Source organism: Paraburkholderia sp. GAS32, assembly GCF_050434225.1.
GTDB lineage: Bacteria > Pseudomonadota > Gammaproteobacteria > Burkholderiales > Burkholderiaceae > Paraburkholderia > Paraburkholderia madseniana.
The window spans coordinates 1-23,449 of record NZ_JBNPVS010000004.1; the positions used below are offsets into that span (position 1 = coordinate 1).

The 23,449-nt window shown below is 60.9% G+C and carries 20 protein-coding genes, 1 tRNA gene and 2 rRNA genes; 15 read left to right on the forward strand and 8 right to left on the reverse strand.

What is annotated here, in order from left to right; all coding sequences use genetic code 11:
- Positions 1 to 82 (forward strand): 23S ribosomal RNA (locus P3T25_RS05895); the annotation flags it as partial.
- A 204-nt stretch (positions 83 to 286) separates the two neighbouring features.
- Positions 287 to 399, forward strand: a 5S ribosomal RNA gene (rrf, locus tag P3T25_RS05900).
- A 196-nt stretch (positions 400 to 595) separates the two neighbouring features.
- On the opposite strand, the gene P3T25_RS05905 is transcribed toward rrf, so the two are convergent.
- Together P3T25_RS05905 and P3T25_RS05910 are read right to left on the reverse strand one after the other, a co-directional pair.
- Positions 596 to 1,060: a hypothetical protein gene (locus tag P3T25_RS05905; protein ID WP_171925518.1), complete on the reverse strand. Its 465-nt coding sequence runs from the start codon at positions 1,058 to 1,060 to the stop codon at positions 596 to 598.
- A 399-nt stretch (positions 1,061 to 1,459) separates the two neighbouring features.
- Positions 1,460 to 2,305, reverse strand: coding sequence for a FadR/GntR family transcriptional regulator (locus P3T25_RS05910; protein ID WP_171925519.1), 846 nt, complete (start codon positions 2,303 to 2,305; stop codon positions 1,460 to 1,462).
- A 273-nt stretch (positions 2,306 to 2,578) separates the two neighbouring features.
- On the opposite strand from P3T25_RS05910, the gene P3T25_RS05915 reads away from it, so the two are divergent.
- The 8 genes from P3T25_RS05915 to P3T25_RS05950 all read left to right on the forward strand — a co-directional run bounded on the left by P3T25_RS05915 (position 2,579) and on the right by P3T25_RS05950 (position 10,259).
- Entirely contained in the window at positions 2,579 to 3,787 is a 1,209-nt protein-coding gene (locus P3T25_RS05915; protein WP_429357702.1) for an ABC transporter substrate-binding protein, read from the forward strand.
- 72 nt (positions 3,788 to 3,859) lie between these two features.
- Positions 3,860 to 4,720, forward strand: coding sequence for a branched-chain amino acid ABC transporter permease (locus P3T25_RS05920; protein ID WP_054036982.1), 861 nt, complete (start codon positions 3,860 to 3,862; stop codon positions 4,718 to 4,720).
- On the forward strand, positions 4,717 to 5,796 hold the full coding sequence (locus P3T25_RS05925; protein ID WP_154558183.1) for a branched-chain amino acid ABC transporter permease: 1,080 nt from the start codon (positions 4,717 to 4,719) through the stop codon (positions 5,794 to 5,796). The genes P3T25_RS05920 and P3T25_RS05925 overlap by 4 nt, the downstream gene beginning before the upstream one ends.
- Positions 5,793 to 6,560 (forward strand): ABC transporter ATP-binding protein, encoded by a 768-nt coding sequence (locus tag P3T25_RS05930; RefSeq protein WP_154558184.1) that lies wholly within the window; start codon positions 5,793 to 5,795, stop codon positions 6,558 to 6,560. The genes P3T25_RS05925 and P3T25_RS05930 overlap by 4 nt, the downstream gene beginning before the upstream one ends.
- Positions 6,557 to 7,258, forward strand: a complete 702-nt coding sequence (locus P3T25_RS05935; RefSeq protein ID WP_154558185.1) for an ABC transporter ATP-binding protein — start codon at positions 6,557 to 6,559, stop codon at positions 7,256 to 7,258. The genes P3T25_RS05930 and P3T25_RS05935 overlap by 4 nt, the downstream gene beginning before the upstream one ends.
- Before the next feature lie 33 nt (positions 7,259 to 7,291).
- On the forward strand, positions 7,292 to 8,572 hold the full coding sequence (locus tag P3T25_RS05940; RefSeq protein ID WP_154558186.1) for a Zn-dependent hydrolase: 1,281 nt from the start codon (positions 7,292 to 7,294) through the stop codon (positions 8,570 to 8,572).
- Positions 8,569 to 10,059, forward strand: coding sequence for a M81 family metallopeptidase (locus P3T25_RS05945; RefSeq protein WP_171925525.1), 1,491 nt, complete (start codon positions 8,569 to 8,571; stop codon positions 10,057 to 10,059). The genes P3T25_RS05940 and P3T25_RS05945 overlap by 4 nt, the downstream gene beginning before the upstream one ends.
- A gap of 123 nt (positions 10,060 to 10,182) precedes the next feature.
- Positions 10,183 to 10,259, forward strand: a tRNA-Val gene (locus P3T25_RS05950).
- A 45-nt stretch (positions 10,260 to 10,304) separates the two neighbouring features.
- Here the strand turns inward: P3T25_RS05950 and P3T25_RS05955 are convergent.
- Together P3T25_RS05955 and P3T25_RS05960 are read right to left on the reverse strand one after the other, a co-directional pair.
- The gene (locus P3T25_RS05955; protein ID WP_429357703.1) at positions 10,305 to 11,240 is read right to left on the reverse strand and encodes an amidohydrolase family protein; all 936 of its coding nucleotides are present in this window, start codon (positions 11,238 to 11,240) and stop codon (positions 10,305 to 10,307) included.
- Between the two features lie 2 nt (positions 11,241 to 11,242).
- Entirely contained in the window at positions 11,243 to 12,541 is a 1,299-nt protein-coding gene (locus tag P3T25_RS05960; RefSeq protein WP_211702429.1) for an MFS transporter, read from the reverse strand.
- A gap of 155 nt (positions 12,542 to 12,696) precedes the next feature.
- Here P3T25_RS05960 and P3T25_RS05965 point away from each other — a divergent pair, with 155 nt between their 5' ends.
- Positions 12,697 to 13,440: a GntR family transcriptional regulator gene (locus P3T25_RS05965; protein WP_429357704.1), complete on the forward strand. Its 744-nt coding sequence runs from the start codon at positions 12,697 to 12,699 to the stop codon at positions 13,438 to 13,440.
- A 242-nt stretch (positions 13,441 to 13,682) separates the two neighbouring features.
- Positions 13,683 to 14,993 (forward strand): MFS transporter, encoded by a 1,311-nt coding sequence (locus P3T25_RS05970; RefSeq protein ID WP_408516509.1) that lies wholly within the window; start codon positions 13,683 to 13,685, stop codon positions 14,991 to 14,993.
- 6 nt (positions 14,994 to 14,999) lie between these two features.
- On the opposite strand, the gene P3T25_RS05975 is transcribed toward P3T25_RS05970, so the two are convergent.
- The 4 genes from P3T25_RS05975 to selD all read right to left on the reverse strand — a co-directional run bounded on the left by P3T25_RS05975 (position 15,000) and on the right by selD (position 18,531).
- A complete protein-coding gene (locus P3T25_RS05975; protein WP_266212432.1) occupies positions 15,000 to 15,134 on the reverse strand; it encodes a hypothetical protein in 135 nt (44 codons plus the stop codon).
- Positions 15,135 to 15,137: 3 nt separating this feature from the next.
- Complete coding sequence (locus P3T25_RS05980; RefSeq protein ID WP_408516510.1) at positions 15,138 to 16,193, reverse strand: permease; 1,056 nt, start codon at positions 16,191 to 16,193, stop codon at positions 15,138 to 15,140.
- 29 nt (positions 16,194 to 16,222) lie between these two features.
- The gene (gene mnmH, locus P3T25_RS05985; RefSeq protein WP_408516511.1) at positions 16,223 to 17,290 is read right to left on the reverse strand and encodes a tRNA 2-selenouridine(34) synthase MnmH; all 1,068 of its coding nucleotides are present in this window, start codon (positions 17,288 to 17,290) and stop codon (positions 16,223 to 16,225) included.
- A 176-nt stretch (positions 17,291 to 17,466) separates the two neighbouring features.
- Positions 17,467 to 18,531, reverse strand: coding sequence for a selenide, water dikinase SelD (selD, locus tag P3T25_RS05990; protein ID WP_408516512.1), 1,065 nt, complete (start codon positions 18,529 to 18,531; stop codon positions 17,467 to 17,469).
- A gap of 255 nt (positions 18,532 to 18,786) precedes the next feature.
- Here selD and fdnG point away from each other — a divergent pair, with 255 nt between their 5' ends.
- From fdnG to P3T25_RS06005, 3 genes are read left to right on the forward strand one after another with little or no spacing between them, the layout of a single operon-like run.
- Positions 18,787 to 21,855 carry a formate dehydrogenase-N subunit alpha gene (fdnG, locus tag P3T25_RS05995; protein ID WP_408516513.1) on the forward strand — a complete coding sequence of 1,023 codons (3,069 nt, stop codon included), beginning with the start codon at positions 18,787 to 18,789 and terminating at the stop codon, positions 21,853 to 21,855.
- Positions 21,856 to 21,864: 9 nt separating this feature from the next.
- On the forward strand, positions 21,865 to 22,797 hold the full coding sequence (fdxH, locus tag P3T25_RS06000; protein WP_097394619.1) for a formate dehydrogenase subunit beta: 933 nt from the start codon (positions 21,865 to 21,867) through the stop codon (positions 22,795 to 22,797).
- Positions 22,784 to 23,449 (forward strand): formate dehydrogenase subunit gamma, encoded by a 666-nt coding sequence (locus tag P3T25_RS06005; RefSeq protein WP_408516514.1) that lies wholly within the window; start codon positions 22,784 to 22,786, stop codon positions 23,447 to 23,449. The genes fdxH and P3T25_RS06005 overlap by 14 nt, the downstream gene beginning before the upstream one ends.

Here is a 23,449-nt window from a genome sequence, read left to right on the forward strand (position 1 = left end):
ACCAGGACGTTGATAGGTCAGGTGTGGAAGCGCAGTAATGCGTTAAGCTAACTGATACTAATTGCCCGTAAGGCTTGATCCTATAACAGGTGTGTTTCGTTTCGGGTTGCGCTTTAGCGCCTAGCCGAAACAACCCCCACAGGGGGCAACACACAGGTTGAGATCAGTGTTGTGCAGTACAAGCACAGCCCAATGTAATACCGAGAGGCATCCTCTCAGCTACTTCTTCCAGATTGGTTGTGTTGGCCCCGGGTTTCAAACCCACCCAGCACGACAACAAGTCATGCCTGATGACCATAGCGAGTCGGTCCCACCCCTTCCCATCCCGAACAGGACCGTGAAACGACTCCACGCCGATGATAGTGCGGATTCCCGTGTGAAAGTAGGTAATCGTCAGGCTCCCCTGCAAGACCAGAAACCCCACCCCGCAAAGGTGGGGTTTCTGCGTTTACGCGGCAAAAACCAGCCATCTGAAAACATCGCCACCGTGAGACCCTGTCCGGTGCGGCTCCTGTTCTACCGGCGTGACTCCTATCAGTAACGCCGCAAAATCGCCGACGCTAGTTCCCCCGCCGTCCTGCGTCATCCCATCCGTTTAAGCCCTCTTCCGCACCGGCGTCTGATACGACAAGCCTGCGGTGAAGCGGTCAAGTCGTTCACTGGCGTCGGTGATCGCCCAAAGGGGTGCGCTGTGCAGTTGCCGATCGTAGTTCGATGCGATTTCGGCGAAAAGCGCGAACCCTGCGCTGTCCAATCTCCACTCGCCGGTCTCACGGCCGGCATCGAAAGCCGCCGACACCGCTCTCTCCGCCGCACCGATCTGTTCGCCCGTCGTCGAGCCAAAACCGGATTCAGCCAGAAAACCCGTCAACAGCATGACCTGCGTGAGCGTTTGCGCATCGCTCGTGCTGCCGGCACCGCGGCGCAAGGCGTCGAGCGCCAGATGCACGCGCAGGGCAAGGTCGTCGGCGACCTGCCGTGCGATTGGCAGCAGCATGGCTTTGTCATGCCGAGCACGTGCAGCGCCAGTTTTGCGGGAAAACGGAATAGGTTGTGCCATGACGGTCCAGTGTTATGCCTGTGCAGATGCAATAACGGCGCGGGCGGTAAAAGGTTGAGCCCTTATTACGCGGCTAACACGCCCCAATTTGGCCGTCGAAAGCGGTGGGATGGCGGTCCTAAGCCAATCGGCATAGATTGACCGGTACACCCGAACTTTCATCTCGATTGCACGGGTGTTTCGATTCCCCTCGTTTTGTCGCAGTGTCGAATCGAACAGTCTCTTGAACACCCGGTCCCGCATCATGGCGACCGGATACACCAGGCCCTGCCTGGTCGTTGTGCCCGGCGGTTTGGTCGACCGTGGACACACTGTTAGTACACTTCAGACCTAGGCAAGCAACCCACATTCCGCTGCAAGCGCCGCGCCATCCAGCCCGCGGCACCTGTCAAATCGGCTTCACTCCTGATCCGGCTCATCAGCCGGCGCCACACTACGCGCCCTCACACGTCGGCGAATCTCCGAATCGAGAATCAGCCGGCCACGCAACTTACCCTTCATCCGTTTCACATAACGTGGCGCTTCGGTCATGTGGACCACCATCAGCTCGCGCACCTTTTCCACGTCACGTTCACGCGCCGCTTTCGTGATCGCTTTGTGAATCTTCACGTTGGCGAGACCAAAACGTTCATGTTCGACCTGCGGCGTGTCGTTACGAAACTCGATCAATTGCCGGATCATTTCGTTGATCAACTCGCAACTGAACCGCAGGAATGGATTGGGATTCGCCGCCGCGAGGATGTCGTGAAAATTGACGTCTTCCTGACGTTGCCGAACGATGTCCTGTCCGCCATGCGACGAAGCCGGCCGGTCGCAGCACGCAATGCTTGCTTCGAGCGCCTCGAAGTCCTGCTCCGTCAGATGCGGCACCGCACCCGCCGCCAGCTCCGGCTCCAGCAATTTACGCACGGTGTAAATGTCGTCGATCGATACATCCTTGAAGAACAGGTAGTTCTGCAAGAGCTGTAGTGTGCGATCGAGCGGCACTTCAACCACCATGCCGCCGCCGCTAGGGCCCGTGGTCACCTTGATGAGACCCTGCACCTCGAGCGACTTCAGCGCCTCGCGAATCGTGCTCTTGCTCACCGAAAAGAGCTGCTGCAATTCCACCTCACGCGGCAGGCGGTCACCCGGTTTCAGGTCTTTCTCTGTGATGAGCCGCTTGATCTCTTCGGCGACCAGATCGCCACGCTTTTGCTGCTTGATCTCAATCGCGGCGCCAGCCTTGGCGCGGTCGATGGTCATCTTCGTTACTCCCAGTTTTGTCCTGCACGCTTTCGACGGGCCGCCGGGCCCGTCATGGCACGGAAAGCCGTGTCGCTGCCGCCAGGAATTTTGCCTTATTGACACTCGAATTTATTGTACCTACGATCGAGTCCAACCTATTTATCATGATAAATAGAACAAAGCCGGTGTGGTGGAAAACTTCTCGGCGACCAGCAGGCTTTCGTCGTCGTTCGCGCAGTCTTTCAGTTTCGCAGTCGGTCAGTGCGTGTCTCTTTCTTAAGGAGCGTCATTTTGAATCGCCGAAATATGTTGAAGCTGGCCGCGTTGTCGGCCGTTCCGGGGACGTTGGGCTCGCTGGTCGCGCGTAGCGCGTTCGCGCAGGCCGGGACCTTGCAATTCGCCTGTCCGGTGCCGATGTCGGGCCCGTTCGCGGCGAACGGCAAGTATGCCGACCTCGGCATGAAGCTCGCTATCGAGCAGTACGGCAAGGTACTCGGTCAACCGCTCGCGTACACGGTGCTCGATACGGAAGGCAAGCCCGCGACGGCAGTGCGCCGCGTGCAGGAAATCGCGCAGCAGAAGAATGCACGTTTCTTCGCCGGCGGTATTTTGTCCTCCGAAGCTTTGGCGATGGGCAAGGAAGTGCAGAAGGCCGACGGCATCTTTATCACCACGGCGGGCGCGGACGAAATCACTGGAAAAGACTGCAACGACGCGACTTTCCGCTGGTCCGTGCCGACCTACGGTGCGATCGACCAGACCGTGCGCCCGTTGATCCAGATGATGCCAAAAGCAAAACGCTGGTACACCATCACACCGCAATACGTATTCGGCGACGGTTTGCTATCGGCAGCCAAGGCGATCTTCAAGGAGAAGGGCATTGAGCACGTGGGCAATAGCTACCACTCGCTCAACGAGAAGGAATTCAGCGGCTATCTGACGAATGCAGTCGCCGCGAAGCCCGACGTCCTGCTGATTCTCAACTTCGGTTCGCAATCGTCCGACACGTTGCACCAGGCCGTGAGCTTCGGCATGAAGAACAATTGCACGATTCTGCTCGCGTGGGCTTCCGGGCTGGAGCAGTTCGAATCGCTCGGTGCGGACCTGTGCGAAGGCGTCTATTTCGGCGCACAGTATTGGCACGACATCGACTCGCCGCTCAATCGCGATCTCGTCAAGCGCAGCAATGCTGCATTCAAGGCCAATCCCAACTACAGCCTCGCGGGTTCTTACATCTGCACAAAGATCTTGCTCGATGGCATCGTGAAAGCGGGCACAGTCGATCCGAAGAAGGTGGTCGCAACGCTCGAGGGGATGAAATACGACGGTTTGACCGGTCCGGAGGAGGTCCGCAAGGGCGACCATCAGGTACTGAAGAACTACTATCTGTTGAAGGGCAAGGCAAAGAACAAGATGAAAAACGCCGACGACTACGCGGATATCGTGAGCTCCGGCCAGTCGTTCCTCCCGCTCGACAAGACCGGCTGCAAGATGGCCTGATGCATCAGTGCCGCAAGCAACGCGGCACGCTCATTAGCGGCACTCCATCGCTACACCCTTTAGACGGACGCCATGAACGTTTATCTCCTGCAGATCGTCAACGGTATCGGAGTGGGAATGTTGTATTTCCTGCTCGCGGTTGGGTTGTCGATCGTGTTCGGCCTGCTGCGTTTCGTGAATTTCGCGCACGGCGCGTTCTATCTGCTCGGCGCGTACTTTTGCTATCAGGCGATGCAGTGGTCGATGAATTTCTGGACCGCGCTCGTCGTCGTGCCGATCGTCGTCGGCGCGCTTGCGTGGATCGTCGAGAAGCTGATTCTGCGGCACGTCTACGCGCAACAGCATGAGTTTCATATTCTCGTGACGGTCGGTCTCGCCCTCGTCGTGCAGGAATGCGCGATCCTGATCTGGGGGCCGCTCGGCGACAACGTGCCGGTTCCCGACATGTTGAACGGCGTCGTGATCTGGGGCAGTTTCGTGTACCCGAAATACCGCCTGTTTGTGATTGGCTTCACGGCTGTGCTGGCTGCGCTGTTGTGGTGGGTGCTGGAGGGTACACGGCTCGGTAGCGCGGTGCGCGCCGGCAGTGAATCGACGGAGATGGTGTCGCTGCTTGGCATCAACGTGATGCGCGTTTTCAGCCTGGTGTTCGCGCTGGGCGCCGCCACTGCCGCTTTGGCCGGTGTACTCGCCGCGCCGATTCGCGGTGTCGATCCGTTCATGGGCATCGAGGCGCTCAGCGTCGCGTTCGTGGTGGTGGTAGTCGGTGGAATGGGCAACTTTCTGGGCGCGCTGGTTGGCGGGTTGCTGGTCGGCATCGTGCAGAGCGTGATGAGTACGTTGTGGCCGGAAGGTGCACGCCTGATGATCTATGTTGCGATGGCCGCAGTGCTGCTGCTACGGCCGAACGGCTTGCTCGGGAGAGCGGCATGATCGATACCTCGAAACCTGGTGTTCATGACACTTCTTCCCGGCCGGCTCAACGCAGCTTGAAGCACGCATTGCACCGCTATCGCTTCCTGTTGCTTGCGTTGCTGGTCGTGTGTGTATTGCCGCTGACGCTGCGTTCCGGATCGTTAGCCACGGAAGTACTGGTGTTCGCGCTCGCCGCACTCGGTTGCAATCTGCTGCTCGGCCATACGGGTTTGCTCTCCTTCGGGCAGGGCATCTTCTTCGGACTCGGCAGTTATTGCGCGGGCCTCGTTCTTACCAAAACGGGCATGCCGATACCCGTGGCGCTGCTTGCCGCAATCGTGATTGGCGCGGCTGCCGCTGCGCTGGTCGGCTGGTTTTCGATTCGCCAACGCGGTACGTACTTCGTGATGTTGACGCTCGCGTTCGGGCAACTGTTCTACTTCCTCGCCTACACCACGCCCGATCTGACCGGAGGTGACAACGGTCTGCTCGACATCCCACGCCCGGCCCTGGGATTGTTCGGCAAAGTACTCGTGCCGTTGACTTCGCCGTGGCAGTACTACGCTTTCGTCGCCGTGCTGTTCCTCGTGGTGTTCTGGTTGCTGATGCGTGTCTCGCACTCGGTGTTCGGCCGCACGTTGCTGGCGATTCGCGACAACGAGGCACGCGCAGCCGCGGTTGGCTATGACGTCAAGCGCTTCAAGCTCATGGCGTTCGTGATCTCCGGCGCGGTGACGGGCCTCGCTGGAGCGTTGCACGCGTTGATGACCGGCATCGCGCCGCTGTCCAACATCGATTACCACACGAGCGAGATGATTCTCGTGATGACAGTGATCGGTGGCACGGGCAATCTGTTCGCATCGGTGCTGGGCGCGGCGTTCTATGTGCTGTTCGCCGACTGGTTGTCCACGCTATGGCCGCGCTGGCTGTTGCTGCTCGGTATCGTGCTGATCGCCGTTAGCCTTTTCATGCAGCGTGGGATATGGGGTTTGGGCGAACGAATCTGGCAGGCACTGCGGCGTAACTCATCCACAGACGCTGACAACGATACAGGCAACAGCGCAGGCAACCACGCAACCAGGGAGCGCGTATGAGCGAAGCGATTCTGCAAGCGAGCGGCGTGGTGAAGCGGTATGGCAAATTCACGGCGCTCTCCGAAGTCAATCTGCGCGTCTTGCCACGTACCGTGCACTCGGTGATCGGTCCGAACGGCGCAGGCAAGACGACGCTGTTTCACGTGTTGACGGGCACGTTGCCTATCACCGACGGGAAGATCATCTTCGACGGTCATGACGTGACGCATGAACCCGACCATAAACGCGTGCGTCGCGGCGTCGCGCGTTCGTTTCAGGTGACGAGTCTGTTCGCCAATCTGAGTGTGCGCGAAAATCTGCGGCTCGCCGCGCAAGGTGTCGACGCGGTGCGTGCGTTGAACGCATGGACGCCGCCGCACGGTGCACTCACCCACGCGGACACCGTCGACAGTGTGCTTGAACGCCTCGCGTTGCAGCGCTTTAGCGAGGTGCCTGCGGGCGCGCTATCGCATGGTCAGCAGCGACGGCTTGAAGTCGGCATGGCGCTCGCAGCGCGGCCCAAGGCGATCTTTCTGGATGAGCCGACTTCCGGCATGGGCATCGACGACCTCGACGACATGAAGCAATTGATCCGCGGCCTGCGCGACGATTACACCGTCGTGCTGATCGAACACAACATGGGCATCGTGATGGACATCTCCGACACGATCACCGTCATGCAGCAAGGGCGCGTGCTGGTGGAAGGGCGCCCGGACGACATTCGCGGCGACGAGCGCGTGCGCAGCGCCTATCTCGGCAACATGATCACCGGAGGCCGCGCATGATTCTCGACGTGCAACAGATTCACGGCTTCTACGGCAAGAGTCACATCCTGCAAGGCGTGTCCCTGCAAATCAATGATGGTGAGACGGTCACGCTGTTAGGCCGTAACGGCGCAGGTAAGTCGACCACGCTCAAGGCCATTGCCGGCGTCGTCGCACCACAGCGCGGTACGGTGACATTCAATGGCGTTGCCATCAACGGCATGCCGCCGCACAAGATCGCTTCGCGCGGCGTGTGCTTCGTGCCCGAACATCGCGGCGTCTTTCGTCTGCTGACCGTCGAAGAAAACCTGCGGCTCGGCGCGCGCAAGGATTCGCCGTGGCAACTCGACGACATCTACCGCATTTTCCCGCGCCTGAAAGAGCGGCGCACGAACGGTGGTGCGCAACTCTCCGGCGGCGAACAGCAGATGCTCGCAATCGGTCGTGCGTTGATGAATCATCCGCGATTGTTAATGCTCGACGAACCGGTTGAAGGTCTCGCGCCGGTGATCGTCGAAGAGATCGTCGCGCAACTCAAGTTGATCCGTGAAGCGGGCGTGGCGATTCTGCTGGTTGAGCAGAATCTGGAAGTCTGCACACAACTCGCGGATCGCCATTACATCATCGAACAAGGCGTGATCGTCTACGAAGGTGACAACGCTTCCTTCGCCGCCGACGATTCGATCAAGGACCGTTATCTGGGCGTGGGCGTCGTCTGACGCCCACGCTGTCTTCATTACGAGGAAGCATCGATGCAAGTTCATGAATCAACAACCGTCGCGACGCTCGCTGATCTGCGTGTCGACGGCGCACGGCTCTGGGACAGTCTCATGCAACTCGCGCAAATCGGCGCGACGAATAAGGGCGGTGTGTGCCGGCTCGCGTTGACTGACCTGGACCGCAAGGCGCGCGACCTCTTTATCGCGTGGGCGAAAGAGATTGGGTGCAGCGTGCGGATCGATGCTATCGGTAATATCTTCGCGCGTCGCGCGGGTTTGCGTGACGACCTGCCACCGGTGATGACCGGCAGCCACATCGATACACAGCCCACGGGCGGCAAGTTCGACGGCAATTACGGTGTGCTGGCTGGTCTTGAAGTGTTGCGCACATTGGCCGATGCCAACGTGCGGACGCTCGCGCCGCTGGAAGTCGCGGTGTGGACCAATGAGGAGGGCTCGCGTTTCGTGCCGGTGATGATGGGTTCAGGCGTGTTCGCCGGTGCGTTCACGTTGGAGCATGCACTCGAACAACGCGATCGCGAGGGCATCTCGGTGCGCGACGCACTTGCATCAATCGGTTACGCAGGCGAAAGCGGGAAGCCTCATGCGGTCGGCGCGTATTTCGAAGCGCATATCGAACAAGGGCCGGTGCTGGAGGCGCATGACACGACGATCGGCGTCGTACAGGGTGCGCTAGGTCAGCGCTGGTACGACGTGACTGTGCACGGCATGGAAGCGCACGCCGGGCCTACACCGATGGAACTGCGTCGCGACGCATTGCTCGTCGCAGCGGATCTGATTCACGCGGTGAATCGCATTGCTCTCGATCACGCGCCGCACGGACGCGGCACGGTCGGCTGGCTCGACGTGCATCCGAATTCGCGCAACGTGATCCCAGGCCGCGTGACCTTAACGGTCGATCTGCGTGCCGCTGACGATGCCTCGCTTACTGAGATGGATGCCGCACTACGCGCTGCCTGCTCGACTGCGGGTGAGAGGGCCGGCATCACGGTCGACGTCGAACAAGTGGTGTATTTTCCGCCCCAACCGTTCGCGGCGGACCTGGTCGCCGCGGTTCAGCAAGGTGCGGACACGCTCGGTTTTTCGTCGATGGACGTCATCAGCGGCGCTGGTCACGACGCCGTCTATCTCGCACGTGTCGCACCCGCAGCGATGATCTTCGTACCGTGCAAGGACGGCATCAGCCACAACGAAATCGAAGACGCACGCGCGGACCATCTGGAAGCCGGCTGCAACGTGCTGTTGCAGGCGATGCTGAACGCCGCGCAAGTGGCGGGGGGCACGGAAGCATGAAAGTCCTGATTGCAAGGATGAACCACGAGACCAACACGTTCTCGCCAGTGGCCACGCCGCTTGCAGCGTTCGGCCGCAATGGCCCGAGCTACGGCGAAGACGCGCTCAACGACAACAAGGGCATGCAGACGGCAATGGCCGCGTTCATCGATGCAGCCGAGCGCGAGCATGCTGGAATCGTGACGCCCATTTCCGCATCGGCGAATCCGAGCGGACCCGTCGAAGCCGCCGCGTACGACGCGATCTGCGATGCAATCGTTGCGGCCACAACGGGCTGCGATGCCGTGATGCTCGACCTGCACGGTGCGATGGTCGCCGAGAATGCGAACGACGGTGAAGGCGATCTGCTCGAACGCGTGCGCGCCGCGCTGCCTGATGCGCCGATTGCTGTCGCACTCGATCTGCATGGCAACGTCACGCAGAAGATGATCGACAACGTTGACGTGATCGTCAGTTTCAAAACCTATCCGCACGTCGATATGTACGAGACCGGCGCGCATGCGGCGCGTTTGCTGTTCGATCTGGTCCACGGCAGGGCGAAGCCAGTGATCGCATGGCGCCAGCCGCCGCTGCTCACGCATACGCTGCGCAGCGCGACGGCCGAAGGCGCGATGAAGCGCGCGGTAGCCGCCGCGCGCGCGGCAGAGGCCGATGGCATGCTTGCTGTGTCGGTGCTGTCCGGCTTCTCGCTCGCTGATATCGAGGCGCCGTGTATCAGCGTCGTGGTGGTGGCGAACGGCGAGCGTGCGCAGGCGGAAGCTATTGCGGAGCGCATCGCGCGACAGATCTGGAACGAGCGCGAGGATTTCGTTTATCACAGCGCGCCGCTGGCCGAATCGGTCGCACAGGCCGCAGCGCTCGCGCAGGGCGCGGACAAACCCGTGCTATTGCTCGATCACGGCGACAACTGCATGTCGGGCGGCACGTGCGACACGATGGACCTGCTGGAGGAAGCGCTTAAGCAGAAGCTCGAAGGGGTCGTGAGCGGGCCGTTGTGCGATCCGCAGGCCGTCGCGGCGCTGATGGCGGCGGGCGTCGGCAGCACGGTGACGGTGACGATCGGCAACAAGGTCGCAAGCAGCGCGGTGACGTCGCAGCCGCCGGTCGCCGTGACCGGTGTAGTGCGTGCGCTGACCGATGGCGAATACGTGATCAGCGGCCCGACCTACACAGGTCAGCGCGCGTTCATGGGGCGCGCGGCGGTGCTCGACACCGGCACGGTCAAGCTCGTGATAACCGAGCGCACGCACGAACCGTGGGACCTCGGCGTATTCGAGAGCGTCGGCATCGATCCGCGCCGCGCGCGTTTCTTGTTGCTCAAATCACGCATGTACTGCCGGCCGGTCTTTGTGCCGATCGCCGCCGGCCTGGTGGAGTGCGATAGCCGTGGCGTGACGAGTTCGGATTACGGGCTGTTCAAGTTCGAGCATGTGAAGCGGCCGGTTTTTCCGCTGGACGCGCAGACCGAGTGGATGTCGACGAACTGAAGCGGGTTGAACAACGAACCACGTACGAATTACCGAACGAACCGACGGACGCTCGTCCGCAAACATACTTGCCCTGCAGGGCTTGTGCGACGCGTCCGGAGTCTCTATAATTCGCGCCTCTAAAGGCTCGTAGCTCAGTTGGTTAGAGCACCACCTTGACATGGTGGGGGTCGTTGGTTCGAATCCAATCGAGCCTACCAACGCATATGTGACGTAGACGAAAGCGGCTCCGCTTTCGTCTACTGTCATGTTCTCGCATCACATCGGCGCACATCGTCATCGTGCGGCTGTCCTGTCAGTTTCTCCCCTTCGTATTGCCTGTATTTCGCCACAGCCTGATTCGTTCGCTGTTCGAATCCGTAGAACAACGCAGGGGTCGTGCATAGAATCGTGTCGACCACCGCTGCGTCCAGGCCGAGTTCCAATAGCGTCGATAACGACTGGCCGTAGTTCATCACCTGCTCGTACTGCGTATGGGGCCAGTCGCTTCCCCACATCAGCCGCTCAGCACCGAAGTGTTCGACAAGCTGGCTCGTCGCCTCATGCACAAAGCCAGAACCGGGAACCGCACATCGGTAGGCGCCCGAGACCTTGACCCACACGCGGCCGGTTCCGCCATAACCGAGCAAGGTCTTGAAGCCGGGATCGTGAATTCCTTTCTCAGGATCGGGGCGTCCGAAATGGTCGACGACCACGGGTACGCCTGCTTCCAGCAACCGGTCGAGCATCGGTGCCAGGTCCTGCGCATTCCGGTGTAGTTCGATGTGCCAACCTAGCCTCGACAATCGTTCGAGGAACGGCGTCCATGGTTTCGCTCCCAGATCCGGCAATGCCTGCTCGATAAGATTGAGCCGTATGCCGGTTATGCCTCGACCGTGCAGCTCGGCCAGCGCTTCCTCTGAAGCATCGGGCGCAACTACCGCTACGCCCCTTAAGCGATGCGTGTCTTGCGATAGTGCTTGCAGCAGGTAGCGATTGTCCGTCCCGAGAAAGCTCGGTTGCACGAGAACCGCGCGCCCGATGTCTTGCGCGTTCAGCAGTTGCAAATAGGTGTCGAGCGTGGCGTCGTAGCCAGGCGCGTAACGCCGGCTATCCGTGAGCGGCAAGCCTCTCTCGAAGACGTGCGCGTGAGTGTCCACGCGGCAGGAGTGGGACTGAGCGAGGGATACGGGAGCACTCATGGTCAGCCCCGCGGCGGGTCCAGGGTCAATCGCGCGTTGTCGACGGCATCGGGCGCCGATTCAGGCACCACGCCACGCAGACGTTTACCGCGCGTCTCGGGAAGCAGCAACACAGCGATCATCGCGAGGCCGTAAGCAATGGCCGCGTCGATTCCGATTGCCATACCGAGCGACATCGAATGACTCATGTAGCCGACGAGCACAGGGAAACCCGCCGAGGCGATCCGTCCGAAGTTGTAGCAGAATCCGACGCCTGTGCCGCGCATGTCAGCCGGATACAGTTCGTTGAAAAGCGGGCCGAGGCTCGCTGGGATGCCCGCGGCGAACAAGCCGAGTGGGAAGCCCAGCACGAGCATTTGCGTGTTGGTCAGCGGCAGCATCACGTAAGCGAGAACCGTCACGATGCAGCAGAACGCGAAGAGGGCGACGTTGCGCCGGCGGCCAATGCGGTCGAGCAGATAAGCACTCGCCATGCAGCCGCACCAGAAGGCCACGATGACGACCGCCAGATAGCCACCGGTGTTCAGAACCGACAGGTGCCGTTCTTTGGCGAGGAAGGTGGGCAGCCATGTCATGATCGCGTAGTACCCACCGTGAGCGCCGGTGCCCAGCACGGCGCCGATCACGGTGGTCCGGAGCACGCGCGGCTGGAAGACCTGGGTTATCTGCCCGAGCACCGAGACCTTGGGAGCAGCGCTTGCCGGCGCCACGCGTGCCGGTTCCTTCAGATTGCGCCGCACGAATAGAACCAGGCCGGCCGGCACGAGGCCGACGGCGAACATCACGCGCCATGCGGTGTCCGAGGGTAACCAGGAGAACGCCGCGGCATACACGAGCACGGCCGCGCCCCAACCGACCGCCCAGGCGCTTTGCACGGCACCCATCGCCTTGCCGCGGTGTTCGGTGCGAATGGTTTCCGCCATCAGTACCGCACCTGCCGCCCACTCGCCGCCGAATCCAAATCCTTGAAGCGCCTTGAGAACCAGGAGTTGCGGGAAGTTCTGGGCGAACGCGCAGAGAAAGGTGAAGCCGGCGAACCAGAGGATCGTTATTTGCAACGTCCGAACGCGTCCGATGCGGTCCGACAACGCGCCTGCGATCCAGCCGCCGAGCGCCGAAGATATCAACGTCACGCTGCTGATCGCGCCGGCCTGCGTGTGGTCGATGCCGTACGCGGCAATGATCGCGGGGATGGCCAGGGTGAACATCTGCACATCGAGCGCGTCGAGCCCCCAACCCGCAAAGCACCCCCAGAAGGTGTTGCGTTCAAGGGGCGTGCCTTGTTTGTACCACGTGAACATAGCCGTCTCCGTCGTGCTTATCATGTAGTCATATATATGACTACATGAATGGTGGTCGCAAAGCCGCCAAAAGTCATTGAGTATTAACCCTTGCTCCCGTTGCTGTTGTGGGATGTTGTACAGTAGTTACTCCTCTGAACAACTATATGAATGCTATGGACGCAACCTCTTTCGTGACCAAGCCGGATGGTCGGTTGCCCCGTTATCAGCAATTGCGTGACGACCTGGTTGGCCGGATTGCTGCAGGTGAGTGGGCCCTGGAGGAACCCATCGCCACCGAGGCTGAGTTGGGGCAGTTTTATAACGTCTCCACTGGCACGGTTCGTAAAGCGGTTGATCTGCTCGTTGTCGACGGCGTGCTCACGCGCAGCCAGGGCAAGGGCACATTTATTCGCCGGCCCCGTTTCGATTCGTCGCTGTTTCGCTTCTTCCGTTTCAAGTCGCGCGACGGCGAGCCGGTGCGGCCGACCGCGCGCGTGCTCAAGCGCGAGATCGTGAAACCTGGCGAAGAAATTCGCTCTACGTTGCAGATGAAAGCCTCCGAGAAAGCGATCCACCTTTCGCGTGTGCGGCTGATCGAAGGCCAAGCGGTTCTGTCTGAAGAAATCTGGTTGCCGCGTGCGCGTTTCGAACCCTTGGCCACGTTGCCGCTCGGCGATTTCGAGGACTTGCTGTATCCGTTGTATGAGCGTCTTTGCCGGCAGATCGTGGCGTCCGCTACGGAAATCTTAAGAGTAGAACAAGCCACATCCGACGATGCCTCGCTTCTCGATGTAGCGGTCGGCAGCCCTGTCATTCAGGTCCACCGTGTCGCGTCGGACTTCGCGGGCACACCGTTCGAATGGCGTAGCACGCGCGGCGCCGCCGCGACGTTTCAGTACCAGGTGGAAATCCGCTGAGTCGGCGGCCCGCTGGAATACAGCGGAGCTGATCCGCCTCAACCTCACCCCGCTTTTTGAACGCAGCGCCGCCAGGACCGCTGGGGCCGCATGCGCCTATTCGGGTATCACCTCATGGTGTCCGATGCCAGTTCATATAAACATATATATGACTACATCAATCTGGCCGTTTCCCTCGACGTAGCGGCTGCCATGCCGCGAGGCGAGTGTCGATGGCGGCCGGCGAGAAAACCGGAGCGGACATGTCTACGCAGGCAGGATTTGAGCAGCAGGTAATGAAGAAGATGGCGTGGCGGCTGATGCCGCTTCTGATCGTCATGTTTCTGATTTCGTTTATCGACCGCCAGAACGTCGGTTTCGCCAAGCTCGAGATGGTGCACGCCCTCGGCATGACGGAGGCTTCATACGGGCTGGGCGCCTCGCTGTTCTTCATCGGCTACCTCATCTTCGAGGTGCCCAGCACACTGGCGCTGCATCGCTTCGGCGCGCGGACCTGGCTCGCCCGCATCATGATGACTTGGGGCGTGGTCACGGTCCTGATGGCGTTCGCGCGCTCGCTGCCCGTCTTCTATTCATTTCGCTTCGCACTGGGCGTTGCCGAAGCCGGTTTTTATCCCGGCGTCATCTACTACCTCACGCAGTGGTTCCCGCAAAGCTATCGCACGAAAGTGCTGGGGTTCTTCACGCTGGGCAGTTCGCTTGCCAACATGCTGGGTTCGCTGGTCGGTGGTCTTCTGCTGACGTTGGGCGGCACATGGGGCTTCGCGGGTTGGCAGTGGGTGTTTATCGCCACCGGCATTCCCGCCATTCTGATTGCGTTCGTCGCGCTCAAATTCTTGCCGAATTCGGTGAAGGAAGCGCCGTTCCTTTCGCAGCAGGAGAAGGACGTCGTCATCGCCGCGCTCAAGCGGGAAGCGTCCGATGACGCCAAGGCGACGCGGCCATGGGGTGCCTTGCTCGATCCGAAGGTTCTCATGTTCGCGTTGACATACATGCTGATGTCGACGTCGTTGTACGGGGTGACCTACTGGATGCCGACGCTGCTGAAAAGCGATGGCGTGTCGTCGTCGCTGAACGGTCTGCTGAACATGATTCCGTGGGCGCTCGCGACACTGCTTCTGCTGTGGCTGCCCGGCAAGCTCAAGCGTGAGCGCGTCGTGTTGAAGGCAATGAGCGTGGTGGCCGGCATCGGCGTCGTTTGCTTTGCGTCGAGCCTCGTTTTGCCGACCGCGTCGTTGCGTTTCGCCGCGCTGTGTCTCGGCGGGGCGTGTATCCCGTTGCTCTATCCCTGCTTCTGGTCGCTGCCCCCGCGGTTCTTCTCCGGCGCAAGAGCCGCAGCGAGCGTGGCGGCGATCAACGCGATCGGCAATCTCGGCGGCTTTGCCGGGCAGAACCTGATGCCTTATGTCGGCAAGGTGGCACACAGCCATGTCGCGCCGATGCTGGTGCCGACAGCGTGCCTGTTCGCGTTAGGGATTGGCACGGCTTTGGCCGCGCTGATCGGCGCGCGTCGCAGGATGGCGCTCGAGTCGGCGACGATTCGTCCGACGTAGATCCCGTCAAGGACGGAGCAGGTCGAAGCCGGCCAGCACGACAACCCCGCTTACCACGATCAGCGCTACCGAATGCTGTCCGAAGTAAAGAAGGGCCGCGGCTGACCAGCTAGTAGCTGCGAATGCTGCAATACGTTTCATGCTTTAAAACCCCAATGCAATAGCCAATAACCCGCTGACCACCCCGCAAACCACCACGGCCAGCGCCACCACCGTCAGCACGCGCCTGGGGAACGAGCGCCCAAGCATGGCCATCGACGGCACGCTGATCAGCGGCAGCGTCATCAGCAACGCGCCGGCCGGGCCTGCGGCCATGCCGAAGGAGAGCATGGCCTGAATGATCGGTACTTCGCCCGCGGTCGGAATCACGAACAACGTTCCGGCGATCGCCAAAGCGACGATCCACAGCAGGCTGTTATCGATGCTGGGTCCGATGTGCGGGAACAGCCATGCTCGCGCTGCGCCGAGAATCAGCACCAGGACGATGTACTCAGGAATCAGCCGCAGCGTCATTGTTCCGAGGATTTTCACCCAGCGTGTGAACGCGGTGCCCGGATCGTCGGTGGTGACGAGTTGCGCCATGGCTTCGCGCGACGCTTCGGCTTCCTTCGGCGTGACCATGCGGTTCACCAGATAGCCGAGGCCGAACACCATCACGAGGCCGAGGGCGAGCCGCAAACCCATCCATTGCCAGCCGAGCACGAAGCCCATGAAGATCAACGTGGCCGGGTTCAAAGCGGTATTGCCCAGCCAGAACGCGATCGCCGCTCCCGGTGCGGCCTGACGGGCGCGCAAGCCGGCCACGACCGGCGCCGCGCAGCACGTGCACATCATGCCCGGCAACGACATCAGGCCGCCCTTCACCACGCTGCTGAAATCGGTCCGGCCGAGCGCGCGTGCGACCCACTGCGGCGGAATCAGCGCCTGTACCGCCGAGCCCAGCAGAAGGCCGAGCACCATGGCTTGCCAGATCGCCTTGCCGTAGGCCAGCGCGTAATCGATGGCCGCCTGCCACGAGGCCGCCGGTGCGCTCGACGCCGTGCCCATCAGGATCGACTTGCCGATGGAATGCTGACTCGCGGCGACGAACGCGCGGTTGTAGTACGGAAACCACTTCACATAGAAGAGTCCGACGACGGCGATCAGCAGGAACACGATCCAGCCAAGGGCGACGCGGGGCTGCCGAAGGGTTGATTGCATATTGGATGGTCTTAAACGTTAGTTTTTAGTCAGATGACAGCGAGCGCGCTGTTATCGAGTTGGGCAAGCAGGGCTTTTGCCTGTTCAACGACATCGGCGTCGTTGGGCCGAAAATTCATTTGCAACGCCCGCGGCAACTGCACGAAATGCTGATGGCTGCTACGCGCATACGCTGGATCATAGTGCTGCTCGATCAGCTCGCGAGCGAGCTCGGCCCGGCTATTTTCATCGACGAGGTGTTGCCAGCCCGTAACACGTTCGCGGCTATGCAAACCGATCATCTTCTGCAACTGCGCTTTCAACGATTCAGGATCGTCGAACAGATGCGCATAGTCATGCAGCAGGAACGCCGCGCGGTCTTCGTGGCTCGATAACACTTCGACGCAGGCGCCCTGATGAAACGTGTCGAGGAGCGCGAGCGGCAGCGCAATCGAACCGATCCGCCGGCTCTCCGCTTCGACGAACACCGGCCGTTTGGGATCGAACGTGCGCAGGGCGCTCACCAGCAGCGTGTCGAAGCGCTTTTGCGACGGCTGCTCAATGCCTGCCCATGCGCCGAGCAGCGAGCCGCGATGGGCGGCCAGTGCTTCGAGGTCCAGCGTTTGCGCACCCGCCTGGCGCAGCGCTTCCAACAGGCGTGTCTTGCCGCTGCCGGTCGGGCCCACTAGTGCGATGTAATTGAATTTCTTCGGCAACGTCTCAAGGGTGTCCAGCGTTGCGCGCCGGTAGCCTTTATAGCCGCCGTCTAGCTGACGTGCCTGCCAGCCGATCATATTGAAGAGCGTCGTGACCGAACCCGAACGTTTCCCGCCGCGCCAGCAATAGATCAGCGGCCGCCAGTTGCGCGGCCGGTCGGCGAAGGTGGTTTCCAGGTGGTGCGCGATGTTGCGCGCAACCAGCGCCGCGCCGATCCGGGTGCCTTCGAATGGCGAGACCTGCTTGTAAGTCGTGCCGACCAGAACACGCTCTTCGTTGCTCAGCACAGGCGCGTTGAGCGCGCCGGGGATGTGGTCTTCGGCGAATTCTAGAGGCGTGCGCACGTCGATGATTTCATCGAAATCACCGGCTTGATCTAGGCTGACAAGTAGGTTTTTCAAGGGGTTACGGACGAAACGGACCGGCGGGAGAAGCGAAATTATCGCATGCGCCGTCAATGCCGGCTGGCGAGCCGTTCCGTTTCGCCTTCAAGCCATATGCCAGGCCATGCATCAGGCGAAATACGAAGCCATCTGCCAGGCCCGTGCCTCGCTTTGTCCGTCGGTCCGTCCGTGCCTCAGATCACCTCGACTCGCCGTTCTCCGCTGACCATTTCCCCGATTACGCACGCCTCGTCGAAACCGTCGGCGCGGAACAGGGCGAGCACTTCGTCGACGGCTTCTGGCGCGCACGACACCAGCAGGCCGCCCGAGGTTTGCGGATCGGTGAGCAGGGTGCGAGCCGTCGACGGCAATGAGGAAGGCAAAACAATGTCCTGACCGTAAGCGTCCCAGTTGCGCCCCGAAGCGCCGGTAAAAATGCCGGCCTGGGCGAAGCTGACCACGTCCGGCAGCCACGGCAGATCCGCATAGCGCACGCGGGCGGTCAGATTCGACCCGCGGGCTAATTCCAGCGTATGGCCCAGCAAGCCGAAACCGGTGATGTCCGTGAGGGCATGCACGCCATCGAGCGTGGACAGCGCCGCGCCCGGCCGGTTGAGCTTGGTCGTGGCCGCGATCATCGCGGCATAGCCGTTTGAATCGAGCCGGTCCTTTTTCAACGCCGCCGACAACACACCCACGCCCAGCGGCTTGCCGAGGATCAGCACGTCGCCTGCCCGCGCACCGGCGTTGCGTTTGACACGCCGCGGATCGACCACACCGATCGCTACCAGGCCGTAAATAGGTTCCACCGAATCGATCGAGTGACCGCCGGCGAGGGGAATGCCGGCTTCGGCGCAGACGGACTCGCCACCCTTCAGCACCGCCGCGATCACGTCGTGCGGCAGCACATTGATCGGCATGCCGACGATCGCCAGCGCCATGATCGGCTTGCCGCCCATGGCGTAGACGTCGGACAGCGCATTGGTTGCGGCGATGCGGCCGAAGTCGAACGGGTCGTCGACGATCGGCATGAAGAAATCGGTGGTGGCGACGATCGCCTGCTCGTCGTTGAGCCGGTAGACGGCGGCGTCGTCGGCGGTATCGTTGCCGACCAGCAGGTCGGGAAAGAACGGCAGCGGCGCGCTGCGCTTGAGCAGATCGGCAAGCAGGCCGGGGGCGATCTTGCAGCCGCAGCCTCCGCCGTGCGACAGGCTGGTCAGGCGGGGCGAAGGGTTTGCGGCGGGGCGGGTGTCGGTCATGTGCGGCGCGGATTTCAGGCTTCGAATAACCACATTATGGCGGTTGTTCGCGCGCGGCGCAGGACAGCGGGCGCCCACGGTCTTGGTCGTTGCGGACGCAATCAACTGCTGCAAGAGGAATAGTGCCCGGTTTCATTGAAACCGGCTGCGGCGCTTCATATTTAACGACGTTGATGACGTGCCAGTCTCGCTGCAGGACTTCATATCGGCCTCTATAATCGTTATTAGTATCCCGAAAAGAGCCGAGGCCATTACATGACCCACATGTCCCGGCGACAGTTTCTGAAGGTCTCCGCCACCACGCTCGCCGGATCAAGTTTGGCCCTCATGGGCTTCTCTCCGGCACCTGCGCTAGCCGAGGTTCGTCAGTACAAACTGTCGCGCACAACTGAAACCCGCAACACCTGCCCGTACTGCTCGGTGGGCTGCGGCATCCTGATGTATGGACTTGGCGACAACGCCAAGAATGCAAAGTCCAGCATCATCCACATCGAAGGCGATCCCGACCATCCGGTGAACCGCGGCACGTTGTGCCCGAAGGGCGCGAGCCTGATCGATTTCATTCACAGTCCGAGCCGTCTGAAGTATCCGGAGTACCGCGCGGCTGGATCGAATGAATGGAAGCGGATTTCCTGGGAAGACGCGCTCGATCGTATCGCCAGGCTGATGAAGGAGGACCGCGATGCCAATTTCGTCGAGACGACGGAAGACGGCAAGAAGGTCAACCGCTGGCTGACCACCGGCATGCTCGCGGCATCGGCCGGTAGCAATGAAGTGGGATATTTGACGCACAAGACTGTCCGCAGTCTTGGCATGCTCGCGTTCGATAATCAGGCACGTGTTTGACACGGCCCGACGGTGGCAGGTCTTGCCCCGACGTTTGGCCGTGGAGCGATGACGAACCATTGGGTCGACATCAAGAACGCGGATGTGATTCTCGTGATGGGCGGCAATGCAGCCGAGGCGCACCCGTGCGGTTTCAAGTGGGTCACGGAAGCGAAGGCGCATCGCAAGGCAAGGTTGATCGTGGTCGATCCGCGCTTTACGCGTACGGCCTCGGTCGCGGACTACTACGCGCAGATTCGGACCGGCTCGGACATCGTGTTCCTGGGCGGGGTGATCAACTATTTGCTCACCAACGACAAGATTCAGCACGAGTACGTCAAGAATTACACGGATATGCCGTTCATCGTGCGCGAGGATTTCTCGTTCACGGACGGCCTGTATTCCGGCTACGACGCGGATAAACGCAGCTACGACAAGAGCACGTGGGACTACGAGCGCGGCGACGATGGTTACGCCAAAATCGATCCGACGCTGCAGCATCCGCGCTGCGTCTATCAGTTGATGAAGCAGCACTACTCGCGCTATACGCCCGAGCAGGTCGAGCGGACCTGCGGCACGCCGAAGGACAAATTCCTCAAGGTGTGCGAGATGCTGGCATCGACGGCCGTCCCCGGGCGCGCCGGCACGATCCTGTACGCGCTCGGCTGGACGCATCATTCGATCGGCGCGCAGATCATCCGCACCGGCGCGATGGTGCAATTGCTGCTGGGCAACATCGGCATTGCGGGCGGCGGCATGAACGCGCTGCGCGGTCACTCGAACATTCAGGGTTTGACCGACCTGGGTTTGATGTCGAACCTGTTGCCGGGCTACATGACGCTGCCGATGGAAGCCGAGCAGGACTTCGACGCCTTCATCACGAAGCGCGCGAGCCAGCCGTTGCGGCCGAACCAGTTGAGCTACTGGCGCAACTACCGCGCGTTTCATGTCAGCTTCATGAAGTCGTGGTGGGGCGATAACGCGACCGCCGAGAACAACTTCGGCTACGACTATCTGCCGAAGCTCGATAAGTCATACGACATGCTGCAGGTCTTCGAGCTGATGAATCAAGGCAAGATGACCGGCTACATCGCGCAGGGCTTCAACCCGCTTGCCGCGGCGCCGAACAAGGCGAAGATCGGCGCGAGTCTGGCCAAACTGAAGTGGCTCGTCATCATGGATCCGCTCGCCACAGAAACGTCGGAGTTCTGGAAGAACTTCGGCGAGTTCAACGACGTCGATCCGTCGAAGATTCAAACCGAAGTTTTCCGTCTGCCTACCACCTGTTTCGCTGAGGAACGCGGCTCGCTGGTCAGTTCCAGCCGCGTGCTGCAGTGGCACTGGCAGGGCGCCGACGGGCCGGGCGAGGCGAAGAGCGACCTCGAGATCATGTCGGGGCTGTGGCTGCGCATTCGTAAGGCTTATAAGGAGAACGGCGGCAACTATCCCGATCCGATTCTCAACATGAGCTGGCCGTACTCCGATCCGGAAAGCCCGACGCCGGAAGAAATCGCCATGGAGTTCAACGGCAAGGCCCTCGCCGACGTGACCGACGCCACCGACAAAACCAAGGTGCTCGCCAAGAAGGGCGAGCAGTTGGCGGGCTTCGCGCAGCTTCGCGACGACGGCAGCACCGCGAGCGGTTGCTGGATCTTCTGCGGTTCGTGGACTCAGGCGGGCAACCAGATGGGCCGCCGCGACAATTCGGACCCGACCGGCATCGGCAATACGTTGAACTGGGCATGGGCGTGGCCTGCGAACCGGCGGATTCTGTACAACCGTGCTTCGTGCGACGTCAGCGGCAAACCGTTCGACTCCACGCGCAAGCTGATCACGTGGAACGGCAAGACGTGGAGCGGTGCGGACATTCCCGACTTCAAGGTGGACGAGCCGCCTGAAAACGGCATGAATCCGTTCATCATGAATGCGGAGGGCGTGGCGCGCTTCTTCTCGCGCGACGGTCTGGTGGAAGGTCCATTCCCCGAGCACTACGAACCGTTCGAAACACCGCTCGGCTACAACCCGCTGCATCCGGATAACAAGGCGGTCGTCAGCAGTCCGGCGGCGCGCGTGTTCCCGGACGATCGGGCCGCTTTCGGCACGCATGAGAACTTCCCGCATACGGCCACCACGTATCGTCTGACCGAACATTTCCACTACTGGACCAAGCACGCGCGTTTGAACGCGATTGTGCAGCCGCAACAGTTTGTGGAGATCGGCGAGGATCTGGCGAAGGAGGTGGGCGTGGTCGCGGGGGATCGCGTGAAGGTGTCGTCCAATCGCGGGCACATCATCGCCGTGGCGCTCGTCACCAAGCGGATCAAGCCGCTGATGATCGAAGGGAAAAAGGTCCAGACAGTCGGCTTGCCCTTGCATTGGGGCTTCAAGGGGCTCGCGAAGCCGGGCTATCTCGTCAATACGCTGACGCCTTCCGTGGGCGACGGGAATTCGCAAACACCGGAATTCAAGTCGTTCCTCGTCAAGGTCGAAAAGGCATAAGGAAAAGAGATGGCACTGCAATCACTGGATATCAAACGCCTCTCGGCCACGACCTTGCCTGAACCGCAAGTGCGTGAGCCGGTGACGGGCACGGTCGCCAAGCTCATCGACGTATCGAAGTGCATTGGCTGCAAGGCGTGTCAGACGGCCTGCATGGAGTGGAACGATCTGCGCGACGAGATCGGCACGACAACCGGCATCTATGACAACCCGCGCGATCTGTCTGAGCATTCGTGGACCGTCATGCGGTTCTCGGAGTACGAGAACACCGAAGGCGATCTCGAGTGGCTGATCCGCAAGGACGGCTGCATGCACTGCGAGGATCCAGGCTGTCTGAAGGCCTGCCCTTCGCCGGGCGCGATCGTGCAGTACACGAACGGTATCGTGGATTTTCACGAGGAAAACTGCATTGGCTGCGGCTATTGCATCACCGGTTGCCCGTTCAACGTGCCGCGCATTTCGAAGAAGGACAACCGTGCGTACAAGTGCACGCTGTGTTCGGATCGCGTGGCTGTCGGTCAGGAGCCCGCGTGCGTGAAGACCTGCCCGACCGGCGCGATCATGTTCGGCACCAAGGAGGACATGAAGCAGCAGGCGGCGGATCGGATTGTCGATCTGAAGGAGCGCGGTTTCCAGAACGCCGGTTTGTACGATCCTGCCGGCGTGGGCGGCACGCATGTGATGTATGTGCTGCACCACGCCGACAAAGCCAACCTGTATCACGGTTTGCCGCAGAATCCGAAGATCAGCGCGATGGTTTACCTATGGAAAGGTCTGGCGAAACCGCTGGCGCTGGCAGGGATCGCGTTTGCTGCAGTGGCAGGGTTCTTCCACTACACCCGTGTCGGTCCGAACGAGGTGACGGAGGCGGAAGAAGCCGAAGCACAGCACGAAGCTGATGAAGCACGCCGTTCGCGGGAGGCATCCGATGAAGCACGCTGACAATCAGGAGCACGTTGTGCTGAAAGACGTGAAGGGCAACAGCCTGATCCAGCGCTACACGCCGAATGAACGGACGAATCACTGGATCACCGCCATCACGTTCGTTCTGCTGGCGCTGTCCGGCCTCGCCATGTTCCATCCGGCGATGTCGTGGCTGTACGCGATCTTCGGCGGCGGCCAATGGACGCGGATTTTGCATCCGTTTGTCGGTTGCGTGATGTTCCTGTCGTTCCTGATTCTTGCGTTGCGCTTCTGGCATCACAATTATCTGGACAAAGCCGACATCCAGTGGATGAGGCAGATCGACGACGTGCTCAACAATCGTGAGGAAAAGCTCCCCGCGATCGGAAAGTACAACGCCGGTCAAAAGCTGCTATTTTTCACTATGGTGATTTGCCTGCTGCTGTTGCTGGCGAGCGGCGTTGTGATCTGGCGGCGCTATTTCTCGTTCTATTTTCCGATCGAGATTATCCGCCTCGCGGCGCTGGTTCATGCTGCGGCTGCGTTCGTGTTGATCGTCGGCATCGTCGTGCATATTTATGCGGCGTTGTGGATCAAGGGCTCGATCGGCGCGATGACGCGCGGGACCGTGACCTATGGCTGGGCGAGAAAGCATCATCCGAACTGGTTCAAGGAAATCATCGGCAAGTAG